This window comes from Thermodesulfobacteriota bacterium, from assembly GCA_040758155.1.
Lineage (GTDB): Bacteria > Desulfobacterota > Deferrimicrobia > Deferrimicrobiales > Deferrimicrobiaceae > UBA2219.
This window is the reverse complement of sequence record JBFLWB010000125.1, coordinates 1-15,275: the sequence shown is the minus strand read 5'-3', so window position 1 is coordinate 15,275 and position 15,275 is coordinate 1. Positions and strand designations below refer to the sequence as shown.

Below are 15,275 nucleotides of genomic sequence, written 5' to 3'. Positions count from 1 at the left end.
CCTTCAGTTCCTTTCCGCGTCATATATTGCCGAATTGCTTAAGGAATCCAGGAGCGTCCTCGACGCGGCCCTCGACGCCGGCCTGTCCGGGCCCGGACGGCTGCACGACCTCGTCGTGAATGTCCACGCGGTCACCCCGGGACAGTTGAAGACCGGAGGCGAGGGGGTAACCATCCGGTACGGCGTTCACCAGGGCCCGTTCGGGCGGTATTTCCTTGCGTCGACGGACCGGGGGATCTGCGCCCTTTCCTTCCTCCGGGGAACGGACGCCTCGCGGGAGATCCGGGAGCTTCGGAAGACGTGGGGGCGGGCGAGGATCGTGGAGGACTCGCCCGCGACGAAACCGCTCGCGGAGCGGATCTTCTCCCGACCGGGAAAAGCGGTCGGCGCCCCACTGAGCGTGGTCGTGAAGGGCACCAACTTCCAGGTCAAGGTGTGGGAGGCGCTCCTCCGCATCCCGCCGGGATACGTTCTCTGCTACGAGGATCTCGCCGTCCGGGTCGGGTCGCCGCGCGCCGTGCGGGCGGTCGGGACCGCCCTCGCGCGGAATCCCGTGTCGTTCCTCGTTCCCTGCCACCGGGTGATCCGGAAGACGGGTGCGCTCGGGAATTACGGCGGGGGCGCGGTCCGCAAGAAGGCGATGCTGGCCTGGGAAGCGGCGCTGTTCCGCGGGAAGGATCCCGAATGACCGTCGCCCCGAACGGACAGCGACGAAACTATACCTGGATCAGGCTTCTCCTCCTCCTGGCCGCCCTCGGCGGGCTGGGGACGCTGCTGTACCACTCCGGGTGGGTCCACTTCTTCCTCGACCGCGAACGGCTGACCCGCTTCCTCGAATCGCTCGGGATGTGGAGCTTCGCGGGATTCATCCTCCTGCAGATCTTTCAGGTCATCGCGGCGCCGATTCCGGGGGAGGTCTCCGGTTTCCTGGGGGGATACCTCTACGGCCCGTTCCTCGGCGTCGTTCTGAACACGATCGGGCTGACGGCGGGCTCCATCGTCGCCTTCCTCCTCGGGAGGATGCTCGGAAGGCCGGCGGTCAACCGGCTGGTCGACCCGAAAACCATGGAGCGATTCGACTTCCTGCTCCACCACAAGGGGAAATTCCTGGTGTTCCTCCTCTTCCTCCTGCCGGGGTTCCCCAAGGATTACCTCTGCTACATCCTCGGACTGGGCCATCTCACCCTGGTGGAGTTCACGGCGATCTCGGCGTCGGGCCGCCTGCTCGGGACGCTGATGCTCACCTTCGGGGGATCCTTCCTGCGGCAGCAGAAGTACATGGAGCTGTCGCTGCTGACCGGGGCGGCGGTCGTCGTCGTGTTCCTGGCGCTGGTCTACAAGGACACGCTGGAGCGCTGGCTGAAGATCCTCCACGACAAGGCGAAGCGGAAATGATACGGTGCACGCATGGCCAAGGATGACCTTGCGAACGTCGAAGGCACCGTGACCGAAGCGCGCGGCGGAGGGACCTTCGTCGTCCGGCTGGAGAACGGCCAGACCCTCACGGCCAAGCTCGGCGGCGGGATGAGGCGGTTCCGCATTCGCGTCATCGTCGGCGACCGGGTCACCGTCGGCGTGTCTCCATACGACCCCTCCCACGGATTGATTCTTTTCAGAAGCAAGAACGGATCGTAGCAAGGAACCGGTTGATATTCGTCCGGATTTGTGCGATGAATAGTTCCGACATGGGGAGGACCATGGGTCGGGCTTCGACTCGATTCGGCGCGACGGGTTTCGTCGTCCTCGCGGTGGCGTTCACGATGATCGTGTCCCTCACCGGGTCGGGGGGATATGTTTTCCTTCAAGAAGGATCCGGAAAGGCCTTGAGCGTCGCGGTGCCCATCCCCGACGCCCGTCACCCCGGGGAATCGGGAGAGGACGAGGCGGACCCCCACGGGACCGGCGGCATAACCATCGGCCTGGAGGCGCTCGGAGAGTCGTTCGCCCCGGTGTTCCCGCCCCCCTCCGACGGAGGCTACGTTTCCTCCTCATCCACGAGTTTCCTGCGCCCCCCGGACCTTCCGGGGATCTATCGGCCTCCGATCTCCTGATCTCCCATACGTAGCCGTACCGCCGACCGACCGACGAACGGAAACGGTGCCCGGCCGCCGCACCGGCAACAAGTCCGGGCAGCAGTCTCCTCGTTTTCCCCCGCCGGGGGCGAACGATGGAGGGAAAGGCAGATGCCGCTGTGGAGGACAAGATGAAAACCTACACGTATACGGTGCTGTTGGCCCCGAAGGCGGATGGCGGCTACCGGGTGAAATGCCCCGCACTGCCCGGTGTCCGCGCATACGGCGAGACTCGCAAGGAGGCGATCCAGAACATCCGGATCTCCATCAGCCACAAGCTCGACACGCTGATCGCGAACGGGCGGCGCATCCCGGAGGACGGCGACTGCGCCCACGGGGCCGGCCGATAACCGGTAACGGGAGCGTGCGGATTTCGGTTTGGGGGGGGCCCGCCGGCGCCGCCGGGCGCGTGGGCGGCCACCTCTCAATAGCCCTTCCGGATCCTCCCGACCGCTTCGGTCACGTTGTCGCGGCTGCCGAAGGCCGACAGCCGGAAGAACCCCTCCCCCGAAGGGCCGAAGCCGCTTCCGGGGGTCCCCACTACGTGGCATTGCGTGAGCAGCCTGTCGAAGAAGGCCCACGACGACAGGCCGTCCGGCGTTTTCAGCCAGATGTAGGGCGCGTTGACGCCTCCGTACACCTTGAACCCCGCCGCGCCCAGCCCTTCCCGGATGACCGCCGCGTTTCCCATGTAGTAGTCGATGGTCTCCTTCGTCTGGCGCCATCCCTCGGCCGTGTAGACCGCCGCCGCGGCCCTCTGGACCGGGTAGGACACGCCGTTGAACTTCGTGGTCTGCCGGCGGTTCCACAGGCGGTTCAGAGGGACCGCCTCCCCGGAGGGGGTCTTCGCCGCGACGCCTTCCGGCACCACTGTGTGGGCGCACCGGACACCGGTGAAGCCGGCCGTCTTGGAGAAGCTGCGGAACTCCACGGCGCACCGCTCCGCCCCCTCGATCTCGTAGATGGAGTGCGGGTAGCCGGCCTCCGTGATGAACGCCTCGTAGGCGGCGTCGTAGAAGATCACGACGTCGTTGGCCAGCGCGTAGTCGACCCACGCCTTGAGCTGCCTGCGGTCCGCGACCGCGCCGGTGGGGTTGTTGGGGGAGCACAGGTAGACGATGTCCGCCTTCTCCCGGGGGATGCCGGGGAGGAAGCCGTTCTCCTCCGTGCACGGCAGGTAGACGATCCCCTGGTAGTATCCACGCTCGTCGGGGGGGCCGGAGCGGCCGACCATCACGTTGGTGTCGTTGTAGACGGGGTAGACCGGATCGGCGATCGCCACCTTGTTCTCGAGGGCGAAGATATCGAGGATGTTGGCGGTGTCGCACTTGGAGCCGTCGGAGATGAAGATCTCGGAGCGCTTGAGGCGGACGCCCAGCGGCGCGTACGCTTTTTCGATCAGGGCGTCGATCAGGAAATCGTACCCCTGCTCCGGTCCGTACCCCATGAAGGTCTTCTCTTCCCCGAGCTCAAACACCGCGTCGTGGAACGCCTTGAGGACGGCGGGCGGCAGGGGGCGCGTGACGTCTCCGATTCCCAGCCGGATGATCTTCGCGGAAGGGTTCGCTTCCGCGAACGCCCTTACCCGGCGGCCGATCTCGGGAAAGAGATAGCCGGCCTTCAGCTTCAGGTAATGCTCGTTGACGCGCGCCATGGGCACGGATCCTCCGGAAAGAGATGAAATCCGTTTCTGGAAATTACCACGTTCCGCTACCGGTCGAGACGTTCCACGCGAAGGAGCGCTACAATCGTCTTTCCGTCGCGGATCCCGTCGTCTTCGCGCGCCATCCGCAGCGCCTCCTCCAGCGGGAGCCGCACCGTCTCGATCTCCTCGTAATGCTCCGGGTCGGGGGCGTCCTGGCGAAGCCCTTTGCCGAGGAACAGGTGGATCGTCTCGTCGAACACGCCCGGAGACGGGTGGAACAGGCCGAGGGGCAGGATCGTCTCCGCGGCGAGGCCGGTCTCCTCGATCAGCTCCCGGCGGCCGCAATCCGCGGGATCCTCGCCCGGCTTCAGCCTTCCCGCCGGGATCTCGAGCAGCATCCTCCCCACCGCGGGGCGAAGCTGCCGGATCAGGGTGACCGTGCCGTCGTCGTGCAGCGGCAGAACGCCGACCCCGCCGGGGTGCCGCACGACCTGGAAGACGTGCCACCCCTTCGCGCCGATCCGGACCTCCATCTGCTCGACGTTCACCACCAGCCCCGTGAAGAGGATCGAGCGTCCGCGGGTCTCCATCGGGCCGCTCATGCCGCGTATCCGAGCACCGCGGCGAAGTGGAACGCGGTCCCCGCGATCACGAAAAGATGCCACACGAAATGGCCGTACCGGAGCCGCTTCGCCGCGTAGAACGCCGCCCCCGCCGTGTAGGCGAGGCCGCCCGCCGCCAGCAGGAGCAGCCCGCCCGGAGGCATGCGCTGCCACAACGGCTTCGCCGCCGCGATGACGAGCCAGCCCATGGACAGGTACAGGGCCATGGAGGCCTTCGGGAACCGGACTCCCCCGAACGCGGTCAGCGCGATGCCGGCGAAGGCGATGCTCCATACCAGCCCCAGGAGCGTCCAGCCCCACGCCCCCCGGAGGACGCCGAGGGTGAACGGAGTATAGGTGCCGGCGATCATGAGGAAGATCGCCGCGTGGTCGAGGGCCCGGAAGACCGATTTCGCCCGGTTCCGCGGCAGGGCGTGATAGATCGTGGAGACGAGATACAGAAGGATCGTCGCGGAAGCGAAGATGGCCGCGCCCGCGATTCCCGCCGCATCGCCCCGGTGGACCGCCTCCAGGAGCAGGAACGGGGCGGCGACGACCGAGAGGAGGAACCCGGCGCCGTGGCTGATGCTGTTGGCGATCTCTTCCCCCGGGAACTGCGCGCGCTGCGTCGTGTCTGCGGCCATGGATCAGGTTTTATCCGATACGGGACGGATGTCAAGCGGCGCGTCGGTATGCGAGGCGAGGAAGCGGCGGAACCCTTCGGCGGCAGGGCTTAAAGGGTTGTCCCGGGCGCACAGCATGTAGATCGGGCGGCGGAGGTTGAGGTCGGAAACCCGGACGGTGCACAGGTGGCCGAGCATGACCTCGAGCGTCACCGCCCGGGAAGAGACGATGGAGATGCCCAGGTTCGCCGCCACCGCCTTCTTGATGGCCTCGGTGCTTCCGAGCTCCATCGCGTGCCGCAGCGAAACGCCCGCCTTCCGCAGCTCCTCCTCCATGATCTCCCGCGTGCCGGACCCCCTCTCCCGGAGGATGAACATGTCTTCGGAGAGCAGCCGCGCCTCCACCGATTCCCGGTCCGCCAGCCAGTGGTGGGGAGAGACGATCAGCATCAGGTCGTCCTCGAGATAGGTCTCCATGGAGAAATCCGATTCGGGAACGGGAGGCCCCGTGAAGCCGATGTCCGCCGTTCCTTCGTTGATCCCCCGGAGCACCTTCTCCTTGTTCGAGATCTCCAGCGAGATCTCGATGCCCGGGTACTGCGCCTTGAACTCCCCCAGCACGTCCGGAATCATATAGATCCCGATGGTGCTGGCGGCGCTGATGCGGAGATGCCCCCTCACCAGTCCCTTCAGGCGGTCGATCTCCCCGCGCGCCTCAGATACGAGCTGGAGGATCCGGACGGCGTATTGCTGGAGGACCTTGCCGGCCTCGGTGAGGAGGAGGAACCGGCCCTTCCGGAGGAATAGGGGGGTCCCCAGCGAATCCTCAAGCGCAAGGATCTGCCGGGAAACCGCCGGCTGGGAGAGGTGGAGTTCCTTCATGGCCTTGGAAATCCCGCGGTTCCGCGCGACGGCCAGGAAGGTGCGGAGGCTGTGGATGTTCACATGCATACGCGGCGCTCCTGTTTATAGTATTACAATTATGCATAGTTTCAATTAAAAATATGCATTTCCATTATATAAAAACAGCGTGTTAAAAATACACTACGAACGAGGTGACCCATGATCGCCGGGAAGCTGGAAGCCAAAGACATCATGATCCGCAAGGTGCACACGGTGCGGCCGACCGATCCGCTGTGGAAGGTGATCGACACCATCTGCCGGAAGAAGGTCAGCGGGGTCCCCGTGGTGGACGCGAAGGGGGACCTGGTCGGCCTCATCTCGGAGCGCGACATCCTCTACGCAATGCATCCCGGGCCGGCGGGCGCCGCCGGGAAGGGCTTGCGGAACGTCGAAGGGCTCCTGGCGCGCGACGTCATGGTGGTCAAGGTCATCACCGGGACCCCGGGCACCGAGGCGCTCCGCCTCGCCTCCGTCATGGCGCTGCGGAAGATCCGGCGCATTCCGATCGTCGATGGAAGGAAGCTCGTGGGCATCGTCAGCCACGGGGACGTCTACCGTGCAATCTTCGGAGCGAAAAGAGGAGGAGCCAGATGAACGAGACGACCGCTTTGACGCTGCTCGGGCTGCTGGATCGCGGAGCCCCGGAGGCGCCCGCCCTGCTGGCGCCGGGCCGGGAGCCGATGACCTTCGGGGCCCTTCGGGAGGACGTCCGGACTCTCGCCGCGCGCCTCGCCGCGCTCGGCTTCGGTCCCGGGGACCGCGTCGCGATCGTGATGGAGAACGGGCCGGACATGGCCCGGACGCTCCTCGCGGCGGTTTCCTGCTGCACGGCCGTCCCGCTCAACCCGAAGTACCGTCCCGACGAGTTCGCCTTCTACTACGAGGACGGGAAGGTGAAGGGGATGATCGCCGCTCCCGGGACCTTTCCGGACGCCTACGCGTCGGTCCTGCCCGGGATGACGGTGATCCACGCAGTCTCCGGTCCGGGCGGAACGCTGCGGTTCGATCCCGTCGGCCCCGCGCGCCCCGCGCGCTTCCCGTCGGACCCGTCGCCGGACGACGTCGCGATCCTGCTGCACACCAGCGGCACCACGAAGCGGCCCAAGCGCGTTCCGATCCGCCACCGCAACCTGGCGACCTCGGCCGCCAACGTCGTCCGGGGGTACGAGCTGACCCCGAAGGACATCTCGCTGTGCGTGATGCCGCTGTTCCACGTCCACGGGATCTGCGCCTCGCTGCTGGCCCCGATGGCCGCGGGCGGCGCGGCGGTCTGCCCCGGACCGTTCGACCCGCTGCGCTTCTGGGGCTGGGTGGACGCGTTCCGCCCCACCTGGTACTCCGCCGTGCCTTCGATGCACCAGATGCTGCTGGCCCGCGCCGAGCGGAACAAGGAGATCATCCGCAGGAACCCGTTCCGGTTCATCCGGTCCTGCAGCTCCTCCCTTGCGCCGACGGTGATGGCCCGCATGGAGGAGGCGTTCGGGGCGCCGGTGCTCGAGGCGTACGGGATGACCGAGGCCGCGCACCAGATGACCAGCAACCCGCTCCCGCCGGGCGCCCGCAAGCCCGGGACGGTCGGCGTCGGCCAGGGAGTGGACGTGGCGATCATGGACGAGTCCGGAACGCTGCTTCCCCAGGGGATGCTCGGCGAGGTGGTCGTCCGCGGGGCGAACGTGGTGGACGGCTACGAGGACAACAAGGAGGCCAACGAGGGCGCCTTCGTCGACGGCTGGTTCCGCACTGGGGACCAGGGGCTGATGGACGAGGACGGCTATCTCACCATCACCGGGCGGCTGGCCGAGCGGATCAACCGCGGCGGGGAGAAGATCTCGCCGCTGGAGATCGACCACGTCCTTCTCAGCCATCCGGCGGTCGGAGAGGCGCTGGCCTTCGGGGTGCCCCACCCCGTGTTCGGCGAGGACGTGCACGCCGCGGTCGTCCTGAAGGGGCCCGCCACGGAGCAGGAGCTGCGGCGGTACTGCGCCGCGCATGTTGCGGACTTCAAGGTGCCCACCCGGATCCACTTCATGGAGTCGCTGCCGTACGTGGGGACCGGCAAGCTCCGGCGCAACGTGATGGCGAAAGCCCTCTCGCTGGCGGGATAGGGGGAGCGCATGCGGATCGCGATCGTCGGCGCAGGGGCCATCGGGGGATATCTCGCGGCGCGGCTGATCCTTTCCGGTCAGCCGGTCACCATCATCGCGCGGGGAGCCAACCTGGCCGCCATCCGCGGGAAGGGGCTCACGCTGCGGATGCCGGACGGGACGGAGGAAGTCGCGCGGCCGGCGCTTGCGACCGACTCCGCCGCCGAGGCCGGGCCGCAGGACGTGGTCATCGTCGCGGTGAAGGGGCAGCAGTTAGCGGCGCTCGCTCCGTCGCTGGCCCCCCTGCTGGGGCCGGAGACCGCCGTGGTTCCGGCGCAGAACGGTATTCCCTGGTGGTACTTCCAAAGGTATGATGGGCCGTTCGCCGGGCGGCGGCTGGAGTCGGTCGATCCCGGGGGGGCGATCTCGGAGCACATCGCCCCGGAGCGCGTGATCGGCTGCGTGACCTACCAGGCGGCCGAGCTGGACGCCCCAGGCGTGGTGCGCTTCGTCGAGGGGAACCGCTTCACGGTTGGGGAGCCGGACGGGTCGAAGTCCGAGCGGGTGGTGGCGCTGTCCAAGGCCCTTACCGCGGCCGGATTGAAATGCCGCGTTCGAACGGACATCCGGACCGAAATCTGGGTTAAACTACTGGGGAACATGACGTTCAACCCCGTCAGCGCCCTGACGCGCGCGACGCTCGGCGAGCTGATCGGGTTCGCGCCGACCCGGGAACTGGTCGCCGCGACGATGGCCGAGGCCCAGGAGGTCGCCTCCCGGCTCGGCATCGCCTTCGGCATCACCATCGAGCAGCGCATCCAGGGCGCAAGCGAGATGGGGGCCCACAAAACTTCGACATTGCAGGACATCGAGGCCGGCCGGCCGACCGAGGTCGAGTGGCTCGTCGGGGCGGTCGCCGAGGTGGGACGCTGGCTGTCGGTCCCGACGCCGAGGATCGACACGCTGTACGCCTGCCTCAAGCTCCTGGAACGGACGACGCTGGCGAAAAGGACTTCATCATAAAAGGGGGAGGGGACGCGACATGCCGAAGATGACCGCGATGGACGCCGCCGTGAGAATCCTGGAGAGCGAGGGGGTCCGGAACATCTTCGGCATCCCCGGCGCGGGGATCCTGCCCTTTTACCGCTCCCTCAAGGACCTCGGGACGATCCGGCATTACCTGTGCCGCCACGAAGAGGGCGCGATCCACATGGCCGACGGGTACGCCCGGGCCATCGGCACCGTCGGGGTCTGCGCGGCCACCTCGGGGCCGGGCGCCAGCAACTTCGTGACCGGCCTCTACACCGCCCAGGTGGATTCGATCCCCATCCTGGCGATCACCGGCCAGAACGTGAAGGCGCAGCTCGGCCGCGAGGCATTCCAGGCGGTCGACATCGCCCAGATCGTGAAGCCGGTCACCAAGAAGTCGTACTGCGTGCAGGAACCGGCCATGGTGCCGTGGGTGTTCCGGGAGGCGTTCCGGATCATGAAGGATGGGCGCCCCGGCCCGGTCCTGATCGACCTGCCGCTCGACGTCCAGAAGGGGGAGATAGAGTACGATCCCGAGACCGATCCCGCCCTCCCCATCTTCGCCACGCCGCCCGACCCCCGGCAGGTCGCCAAGGCGGTCGACATGCTGCTGGCGGCCGAGAAGCCGGTCATGCTGCTCGGCGGCGGCGTGATTTTGGCCGACGCCTGCCAGGAGTTCGTCAAGATCGCCGAGATCCTGCAGATCCCCGTCGTCACCTCCTACATGGGCAAGAGCGGCATCCCCTGGAACCACCCGCTGGCGGCGGGCGGAGTGGGGATCCAGTGCAACACCCGCGCGGGGAACAAGACGTTCCTCGATTCCACCCTGGTGTTCGCCGTGGGGGCCCGGTTCAACGACCGCCACACCGGCGCGATCAACGTGTACAAGGGGAACCGGAAGTTCATCCACATCGACGTGGACCCGGGGCAGCTCGGGAAGAACGTCATGCCGGATCTCGGCATCTGCGCCGACGCCAGGCTGACGCTCCAGGCGATCCTGGCCGAGATAAAGAAACGGGGAATCAAGCCGGCCCCCGCGAAGACCGAGATCGCCATCGCCCGCGCGCAGATGGAGCGGAAGACCGACTACGACAACGTCCCCATCAAGCCGCAGAGGGCGTTCAAGGAGATCAATGAGTTCTTCGACGACGACACGGTGTTCGTGACCTGCATCGGCCTGAACCAGATCTGGTCGGGGCAGCTCCAGAAGATCGTCAAGCCGCGGCATTACCTGGATTGCGGCGGCGCGGGCCCGCTGGGCTGGGACATGCCGGCCTCCATCGGCGCGAAGGTCGCCCGCCCGGACAAGACGGTCGTCCAGGTGGTCGGCGACTTCGGCTTCCAGTTCTGCATGGAGGAGCTCCCCGTCGCGGTGATGTACGGCATCCCGTTCGTCTGCATCGTGCTGAACAACGGCTACCTCGGGCTCATCCGCCAGGCGGAGAAGTACAACTTCAACATGGACTTCGAGGTGCAGCTCTATTACGAGGCGCAGGCGGGGATGGCCGAAACCCGCATGGCCGCGGCGGGCGGCGGAGCGGCGGCCACGGTCGCGGCCGGGACGGCGAAGACGCCGGTCCCGCTGGGGGAGAAGGGGTCCGGGTTCGATTTCGTGAAGTTCGCCGAGGCGTGCGGGGCGGCGGGCGAGCGCGTCGTCGACCCGAAGCAGATCCGCGCCGCCCTCAAGCGGGCCGTGGAATCCGGGAAGCCCTACGTCGTCGAGGTCATCATGGAGCGGGACACCGACTGCCCGATGGGCGTCTCCATCGACGCGGTCAAGGAATTCGAATAAGAGCGACGGGGGAGAGAACGTCATGCCGGATCTGAAGGAACGTGCCGTAGCCGTCCTGAAGGAGTTCAAGGGGGAGGCGTACGCGTTCGGCGGCGGGGTGCTCGACACGGCCCCGGGGAAGTTCGCCGCCGAGTTCGGCAAGAAGGCGCTGTTCGTCGGGCCGGTCGACGCGCAGTGGTTCCGGCCGATCCGCGACCGCGTGCTGCGGTCGCTGGAGAAGGCGGGGGTCGAGGTCCTCGAGTCCGTGCAGTCCGCGGCGCCGAACGCGCCGTTCGAGGACGTCTACCGGATCCTGGGCCGCGTCGTCGCGCTGAAGCCGGACGTCCTGGTGGTGGCCGACGGCGGATCGGGGATCGACGCCGTCAAGGCGGCCGCCGTGCTGGCCACGCTGGGCGGCGGGAAGCCCGACATCGACCCGTACTTCGGCGTCGGGCAGGTGACCGAGGCGTGCAGGAAGACCGGCCTGAAGCCGATGCCGGTGGTGGCCGTCATGATGGCCGCCAGCTCCGGGGCGCACCTGACCAAGTACTCCAACATCACCGACCTGGCCAAGGGGCAGAAGAAGCTGATCGTGGACGAGGCCATCGTCCCGCCGCGCGCCGTGTTCGACTACGACGTCACCACCACCCAGCCCATGAGCCTGACGCTCGACGGGGGTCTGGACGGCATCGCGCACTGCCTCGAGGTCTATTTCGGGGCCGCCTCCGCCGTCCGGGATCGCGCCCGGCAGGTGGCCGAGCTGGGGATCGAGCTCGTCATCGAGGGGCTCGTCGCGGCGAAGAAGGACCCCGCGAGCAAGGAGGCGAGAACGCTTCTGGGGCTGGGGACCGACCTGGGCGGCTACGCCATCATGATCGGCGGCACGTCGGGGGCGCACCTCTCCAGCTTCTCCCTGGTCGACGTGCTGAGCCACGGGCGCGCCTGCGCCCTGATGAACCCGTACTACACCGTGTTCTTCGCGCCGGCCATCCAGGAGCAGCTCCGCGTGGTGGGACGCATCTACCGGAAGCACGGCTACATGGACAAGGACCCGGATTCCCTCTCCGGCAGGGAGCTCGGGCTGGCCGTCGCCGAGGCGATGATCCGGTTCGGGAAGTTCCTCGATTTCCCGACGCGCCTGAGCGACGTGAAGGGGATCGGCCGGGAGCACATCGACCGCTGCCTCACGGCGGCGAAGAACCCGCAGCTCGACATGAAGCTGCGGAACATGCCGGTCCCGCTGAACGCGGGGCTGATCGACCAGTATATGGGCCCGATCCTGGAGGCCGCCTGGTCCGGCGATTTCGGCTTGATCAAAAACATGTAGGGCGGAATGCCCTCAGCGGGCCCCGCCGGGAGGATACGGATGCCGACCCGTCTGTTCCGGAAGAAGGAAATGACATATTCCCCGCACCCGAAGTTCCAGGGAGTCGGGATCGCGACGTTCATCACGAAGAACGACACGCGCACCGCCAGCGTCTGCCTGCTCGACATCCCCCCGGGGAGCGGCCTTCCCGTCCACGTCCACGATCCGCAGGTGGACTCCATCTACGTGGTCTGCGGGAAGGGCGAGGCGTACGTGAACGGCGCCTGGGAGCCGGTCGAGGAGGGCGACTACATCTTCGTCCCGGAATCCACCGAGCACGGGATGAAGAACACCGGCGCCGGGCCGCTGAAGATCTTCGTCCACCACTCCCCGCCGCTGCTCTAAAGAGGCGAAAGGCGCATGAAGATCGATCTCCTTTACGGCCGCGGCACGCTGCCTGTCCGCCTGGGCGACGGAATCCGCCCCACCGTGATCGGCAAGCACCCGATGACGCCGCTTGCGGACCCGGACCGCGAGGTGCGGAAGGCGCTGGGCCGGCCGGTGGGCTGCTCCCCGCTTGCGGAGCTCGCCCGGGGGCGGAAAAGCGCCTGCATCCTGATCTGCGACATCACCCGCCCCGTCCCCAACGGCGCGCTGCTGCCTCCGCTGATCGACGCGCTGACGGGGGCCGGCGTCCCCCGCGAGAACATCCTGATCCTGGTGGCCACCGGGCTGCACCGTCCCAACGAGGGGGAGGAGCTGCGGCAGGTCATCGGATCGGACGAGGTGTACCGGACCGTCCGGATCGAGAACCACTTCGCGCGCGACCGGGAAGCGCACGTCGACATGGGCATGACGCCCGCGGGGATCCCGATCCTCATCGACCGGCGGTTCGTCGAGGCGGACCTCAAGATCGTCACCGGCCTGGTCGAGCCGCACTTCATGGCGGGCTACTCGGGAGGCCGGAAGGTGGTCGCCCCGGGGGTTGCCCACCAGGACACGATCCTGAACTTCCACAGTCCCCGCGTCCTGGAGCATCCGCGCTCCGCCAACTGCGTCGTCGAGGGGAACCCGCTGCACGAGGCGCAGATCGCCATCGTCCGGGCGATCGGGGGGATCCTTGCCCTGAACGTGGCCATCGACGAGGAGCGCCGGATCGGCTTCGTCAATTTCGGGGAGATCGAGAAAAGCCACGAGGAAGCGGTGGCCTTCATGCGCAGGCACGCGGAGGTGGCCGTGCCCCGCCGCTTCCGCACCGTCGTCACCACGGGCGCCGGCTTCCCGCTGGACGCCACGTACTACCAGACCGTCAAGGGGATGGTGGGCGTCGTCGACATCTTAGAGCCCGGCGGGACCATCGTCATCGCCAGCGAGTGCTCGGAAGGGATGGGCAGCCCGGAGTTCGTGGAGGCGCAGCGGCTGCTGTGCGGGACGGGGCCCGACCGGTTCATGGAGATCCTGGAGACGCGCGGGAAGACGCACATCGACGAGTGGCAGACGGAGATGCTGGTCAAGGCGCTGCGCGCCGGAAAGGTCAAGCTTTACACCACCGGGCTTTCCCGGGATTGCCTGATGGACGTCTACGTGGAGCCGGTCGCTTCCGTCGAGGCGGCGGTCGCCGAGAGCGTTCGCATTCACGGGGACCCCGACGTAGCCGTGGTGCCCGAAGGGCCCTATGTCATCCCCCGCTGCGGGTGATCCCGGCGGGCGGAGCGTCCGCGGCGGCGTGAAAATCGCCGTCGTGACCGGCGCGGGGACGGGGATCGGGAAGGCGGTCGCGCTGGCGCTCCTGGAGGAAGGCTGGGCCGTCGCGCTGGCGGGGCGCCGGCCGGAGCCGCTCGCGGAGGCAGTCGCTCAGGCGGGACCCGCCGCGCGCGCGATCGCCGTGCCCGCCGACGTCACGGACCCCGATTCCGTCCGCGCTCTATTCTCCAAAACGGTGAAGGCCTTCGGCCGGGTCGACCTGCTGTTCAACAACGCGGGCGCTTTTGCGCCGCCGGTGCCGCTGGAGGAGCTGACCTTCGAGCAGTGGAAGGCGGTGGTGGACGTCAACCTGACCGGGGTGTTCCTCTGCACGCGGGAGGCGTTCGCGGTCATGAAGGCACAAGCCCCGAGGGGCGGTCGGATCATCAACAACGGTTCGATCTCGGCGCACGCCCCCCGTCCGAACTCAGCCCCCTATACCGCCACCAAGCACGCCGTCACGGGGCTCACGAAATCCGCCGCGCTCGACGGGCGCAGGTACGACATCGCCGTCGGCCAGATCGACATCGGCAACGCCGAGACCGCCATGACCCGAAGGATGAAGGAGGGGGTGCCCCAGGCGGACGGATCGATCGCCGCCGAGCCGACGATGGACGTCGACCACGTCGCCCGGGCCGTGCTCTACATGGCCGGGCTGCCGCTCGGGGCGAACGTGCAGTTCATGACCGTCATGGCCACCAAGATGCCGTTCATCGGGCGGGGATGATAAGGAGCGCCGGGCGCGGGGGCGCCCGGCGCATGTCAATGCAGTATCAGGACGGCCCGCCGCAGTAGTGGGTCAGCACGGGGATCCGGGACTTCGAGACGATCCTCCCGGCCACGTCCCCGAACAGCTTGCCCATGATGCCCGTGTGGCCGTGCCGCGACAGGAAGACGAGGTCGCACCCTTCCTTCTCCGCGACCCGCAGCAGCCCTTCCGCCGCGTCCTCGTCCTCGAAGTAGACCTTCGTGCACGGCACTCCGTTTTCCGAGCACATCTTCTCCGCCACCGCCAGCGCCTTGTCCGTCAGCTCCTTGTGCTTCTGATGCGCGTGCTCGACGATCTCCGGCGCCTTCCGGCTGTACGACATCCGCCAGTCCATCTCGGGATGGTATGCCCTCATGATCTCCTGCAGGGTGAGGTGCTTCGTGACGCAGACCGCCGTCACCTTGGCGCCGAGCGTCTTCGCCAGCACCACGCCGTGGCAGGTCCCGTAAACGCAGCTGTCCAGCCCGTCGGTCGGCATGATGATATTCTTGTACATGGATGCTCCTCCTCGGTGGACCTCAAGAATATTATCCCATCATATGCCGGCGGGCGTCATCCCGGCCGGAGAAACGCCGTTTCCCCGGCCTACGCCAGCCTTTTTTTCTTCGTGCACCGGTCGACCAGGTACGCGATCGACTGGTAGGGCATCCCGCTCTGGAGCGACAGCCCGAGCTCGCAGGTGCGGCTGTTGGAGTAGCCGCTCCCGCAGCCGGCCGGGATGCCTTCCC

General features: G+C 67.4%; 18 protein-coding genes. 13 read left to right on the top strand and 5 right to left on the bottom strand.

Going from position 1 to position 15,275, the window contains the following annotated elements; all coding sequences use genetic code 11:
- The 5 genes from AB1346_08005 to AB1346_07985 form a co-directional block, all read left to right on the top strand.
- On the top strand, positions 1 to 688 hold a 688-nt coding region (locus tag AB1346_08005; GenBank protein MEW6720376.1), incomplete at its 5' end, for a methylated-DNA--[protein]-cysteine S-methyltransferase.
- Entirely contained in the window at positions 685 to 1,395 is a 711-nt protein-coding gene (locus AB1346_08000) for a TVP38/TMEM64 family protein (GenBank protein ID MEW6720375.1), read from the top strand. The genes AB1346_08005 and AB1346_08000, both read left to right, overlap by 4 nt.
- Before the next feature lie 12 nt (positions 1,396 to 1,407).
- Positions 1,408 to 1,635 carry a translation initiation factor IF-1 gene (gene infA / locus AB1346_07995; GenBank protein MEW6720374.1) on the top strand — a complete coding sequence of 76 codons (228 nt, stop codon included), beginning with the start codon at positions 1,408 to 1,410 and terminating at the stop codon, positions 1,633 to 1,635.
- 62 nt (positions 1,636 to 1,697) lie between these two features.
- Positions 1,698 to 2,051, top strand: a complete 354-nt coding sequence (locus AB1346_07990; protein MEW6720373.1) for a hypothetical protein — start codon at positions 1,698 to 1,700, stop codon at positions 2,049 to 2,051.
- Positions 2,052 to 2,203: 152 nt separating this feature from the next.
- Positions 2,204 to 2,422, top strand: coding sequence for a type II toxin-antitoxin system HicB family antitoxin (locus AB1346_07985; protein MEW6720372.1), 219 nt, complete (start codon positions 2,204 to 2,206; stop codon positions 2,420 to 2,422).
- 74 nt (positions 2,423 to 2,496) lie between these two features.
- Here AB1346_07985 and AB1346_07980 read toward each other — a convergent pair whose 3' ends face one another.
- The 4 genes from AB1346_07980 to AB1346_07965 are packed head-to-tail and all read right to left on the bottom strand — an operon-like array spanning position 2,497 to position 5,893.
- Positions 2,497 to 3,726 (bottom strand): LL-diaminopimelate aminotransferase, encoded by a 1,230-nt coding sequence (locus AB1346_07980; GenBank protein MEW6720371.1) that lies wholly within the window; start codon positions 3,724 to 3,726, stop codon positions 2,497 to 2,499.
- Positions 3,727 to 3,782: 56 nt separating this feature from the next.
- Positions 3,783 to 4,307 carry an NUDIX hydrolase gene (locus AB1346_07975; GenBank protein ID MEW6720370.1) on the bottom strand — a complete coding sequence of 175 codons (525 nt, stop codon included), beginning with the start codon at positions 4,305 to 4,307 and terminating at the stop codon, positions 3,783 to 3,785.
- 8 nt (positions 4,308 to 4,315) lie between these two features.
- Positions 4,316 to 4,963: a hemolysin III family protein gene (locus tag AB1346_07970; protein ID MEW6720369.1), complete on the bottom strand. Its 648-nt coding sequence runs from the start codon at positions 4,961 to 4,963 to the stop codon at positions 4,316 to 4,318.
- A gap of 3 nt (positions 4,964 to 4,966) precedes the next feature.
- Positions 4,967 to 5,893 carry a LysR substrate-binding domain-containing protein gene (locus tag AB1346_07965; GenBank protein ID MEW6720368.1) on the bottom strand — a complete coding sequence of 309 codons (927 nt, stop codon included), beginning with the start codon at positions 5,891 to 5,893 and terminating at the stop codon, positions 4,967 to 4,969.
- 111 nt (positions 5,894 to 6,004) lie between these two features.
- On the opposite strand from AB1346_07965, the gene AB1346_07960 reads away from it, so the two are divergent.
- The 8 genes from AB1346_07960 to AB1346_07925 are packed head-to-tail and all read left to right on the top strand — an operon-like array spanning position 6,005 to position 14,505.
- Positions 6,005 to 6,439, top strand: a complete 435-nt coding sequence (locus AB1346_07960; GenBank protein ID MEW6720367.1) for a CBS domain-containing protein — start codon at positions 6,005 to 6,007, stop codon at positions 6,437 to 6,439.
- A complete protein-coding gene (locus AB1346_07955; GenBank protein MEW6720366.1) occupies positions 6,436 to 7,950 on the top strand; it encodes an acyl--CoA ligase in 1,515 nt (504 codons plus the stop codon). The genes AB1346_07960 and AB1346_07955 overlap by 4 nt, the downstream gene beginning before the upstream one ends.
- Before the next feature lie 9 nt (positions 7,951 to 7,959).
- Positions 7,960 to 8,952, top strand: coding sequence for a 2-dehydropantoate 2-reductase (locus AB1346_07950; GenBank protein MEW6720365.1), 993 nt, complete (start codon positions 7,960 to 7,962; stop codon positions 8,950 to 8,952).
- 19 nt (positions 8,953 to 8,971) lie between these two features.
- Entirely contained in the window at positions 8,972 to 10,750 is a 1,779-nt protein-coding gene (locus AB1346_07945) for a thiamine pyrophosphate-dependent enzyme (protein ID MEW6720364.1), read from the top strand.
- Positions 10,751 to 10,772: 22 nt separating this feature from the next.
- Positions 10,773 to 12,056: an iron-containing alcohol dehydrogenase gene (locus tag AB1346_07940; protein MEW6720363.1), complete on the top strand. Its 1,284-nt coding sequence runs from the start codon at positions 10,773 to 10,775 to the stop codon at positions 12,054 to 12,056.
- A 39-nt stretch (positions 12,057 to 12,095) separates the two neighbouring features.
- On the top strand, positions 12,096 to 12,440 hold the full coding sequence (locus tag AB1346_07935; GenBank protein MEW6720362.1) for a cupin domain-containing protein: 345 nt from the start codon (positions 12,096 to 12,098) through the stop codon (positions 12,438 to 12,440).
- Positions 12,441 to 12,455: 15 nt separating this feature from the next.
- Positions 12,456 to 13,733, top strand: coding sequence for a nickel-dependent lactate racemase (gene larA / locus AB1346_07930; GenBank protein MEW6720361.1), 1,278 nt, complete (start codon positions 12,456 to 12,458; stop codon positions 13,731 to 13,733).
- Entirely contained in the window at positions 13,711 to 14,505 is a 795-nt protein-coding gene (locus AB1346_07925; GenBank protein MEW6720360.1) for an SDR family oxidoreductase, read from the top strand. The genes larA and AB1346_07925 overlap by 23 nt, the downstream gene beginning before the upstream one ends.
- A 46-nt stretch (positions 14,506 to 14,551) precedes the next feature.
- Here the strand turns inward: AB1346_07925 and AB1346_07920 are convergent, their stop codons facing one another.
- On the bottom strand, positions 14,552 to 15,043 hold the full coding sequence (locus AB1346_07920; protein MEW6720359.1) for a universal stress protein: 492 nt from the start codon (positions 15,041 to 15,043) through the stop codon (positions 14,552 to 14,554).
- Between the last annotated feature and the right edge of the window lie 232 nt (positions 15,044 to 15,275).

Bases quoted from the DNA above. Each gene is read 5' to 3' on its own strand.
- AB1346_08000 (MEW6720375.1), top strand. From the start codon at position 685: ATGACCGTCGCCCCGAACGGACAGCGACGAAACTATACCTGGATCAGG.
- infA (MEW6720374.1), top strand. From the start codon at position 1,408: ATGGCCAAGGATGACCTTGCGAACGTCGAAGGCACCGTGACCGAAGCG.
- AB1346_07990 (MEW6720373.1), top strand. From the start codon at position 1,698: ATGGGTCGGGCTTCGACTCGATTCGGCGCGACGGGTTTCGTCGTCCTC.
- AB1346_07985 (MEW6720372.1), top strand. From the start codon at position 2,204: ATGAAAACCTACACGTATACGGTGCTGTTGGCCCCGAAGGCGGATGGC.
- AB1346_07980 (MEW6720371.1), bottom strand. From the start codon at position 3,726: ATGGCGCGCGTCAACGAGCATTACCTGAAGCTGAAGGCCGGCTATCTC.
- AB1346_07975 (MEW6720370.1), bottom strand. From the start codon at position 4,307: ATGGAGACCCGCGGACGCTCGATCCTCTTCACGGGGCTGGTGGTGAAC.
- AB1346_07970 (MEW6720369.1), bottom strand. From the start codon at position 4,963: ATGGCCGCAGACACGACGCAGCGCGCGCAGTTCCCGGGGGAAGAGATC.
- AB1346_07965 (MEW6720368.1), bottom strand. From the start codon at position 5,893: ATGCATGTGAACATCCACAGCCTCCGCACCTTCCTGGCCGTCGCGCGG.
- AB1346_07960 (MEW6720367.1), top strand. From the start codon at position 6,005: ATGATCGCCGGGAAGCTGGAAGCCAAAGACATCATGATCCGCAAGGTG.
- AB1346_07955 (MEW6720366.1), top strand. From the start codon at position 6,436: ATGAACGAGACGACCGCTTTGACGCTGCTCGGGCTGCTGGATCGCGGA.
- AB1346_07950 (MEW6720365.1), top strand. From the start codon at position 7,960: ATGCGGATCGCGATCGTCGGCGCAGGGGCCATCGGGGGATATCTCGCG.
- AB1346_07945 (MEW6720364.1), top strand. From the start codon at position 8,972: ATGCCGAAGATGACCGCGATGGACGCCGCCGTGAGAATCCTGGAGAGC.
- AB1346_07940 (MEW6720363.1), top strand. From the start codon at position 10,773: ATGCCGGATCTGAAGGAACGTGCCGTAGCCGTCCTGAAGGAGTTCAAG.
- AB1346_07935 (MEW6720362.1), top strand. From the start codon at position 12,096: ATGCCGACCCGTCTGTTCCGGAAGAAGGAAATGACATATTCCCCGCAC.
- larA (MEW6720361.1), top strand. From the start codon at position 12,456: ATGAAGATCGATCTCCTTTACGGCCGCGGCACGCTGCCTGTCCGCCTG.
- AB1346_07925 (MEW6720360.1), top strand. From the start codon at position 13,711: ATGTCATCCCCCGCTGCGGGTGATCCCGGCGGGCGGAGCGTCCGCGGC.
- AB1346_07920 (MEW6720359.1), bottom strand. From the start codon at position 15,043: ATGTACAAGAATATCATCATGCCGACCGACGGGCTGGACAGCTGCGTT.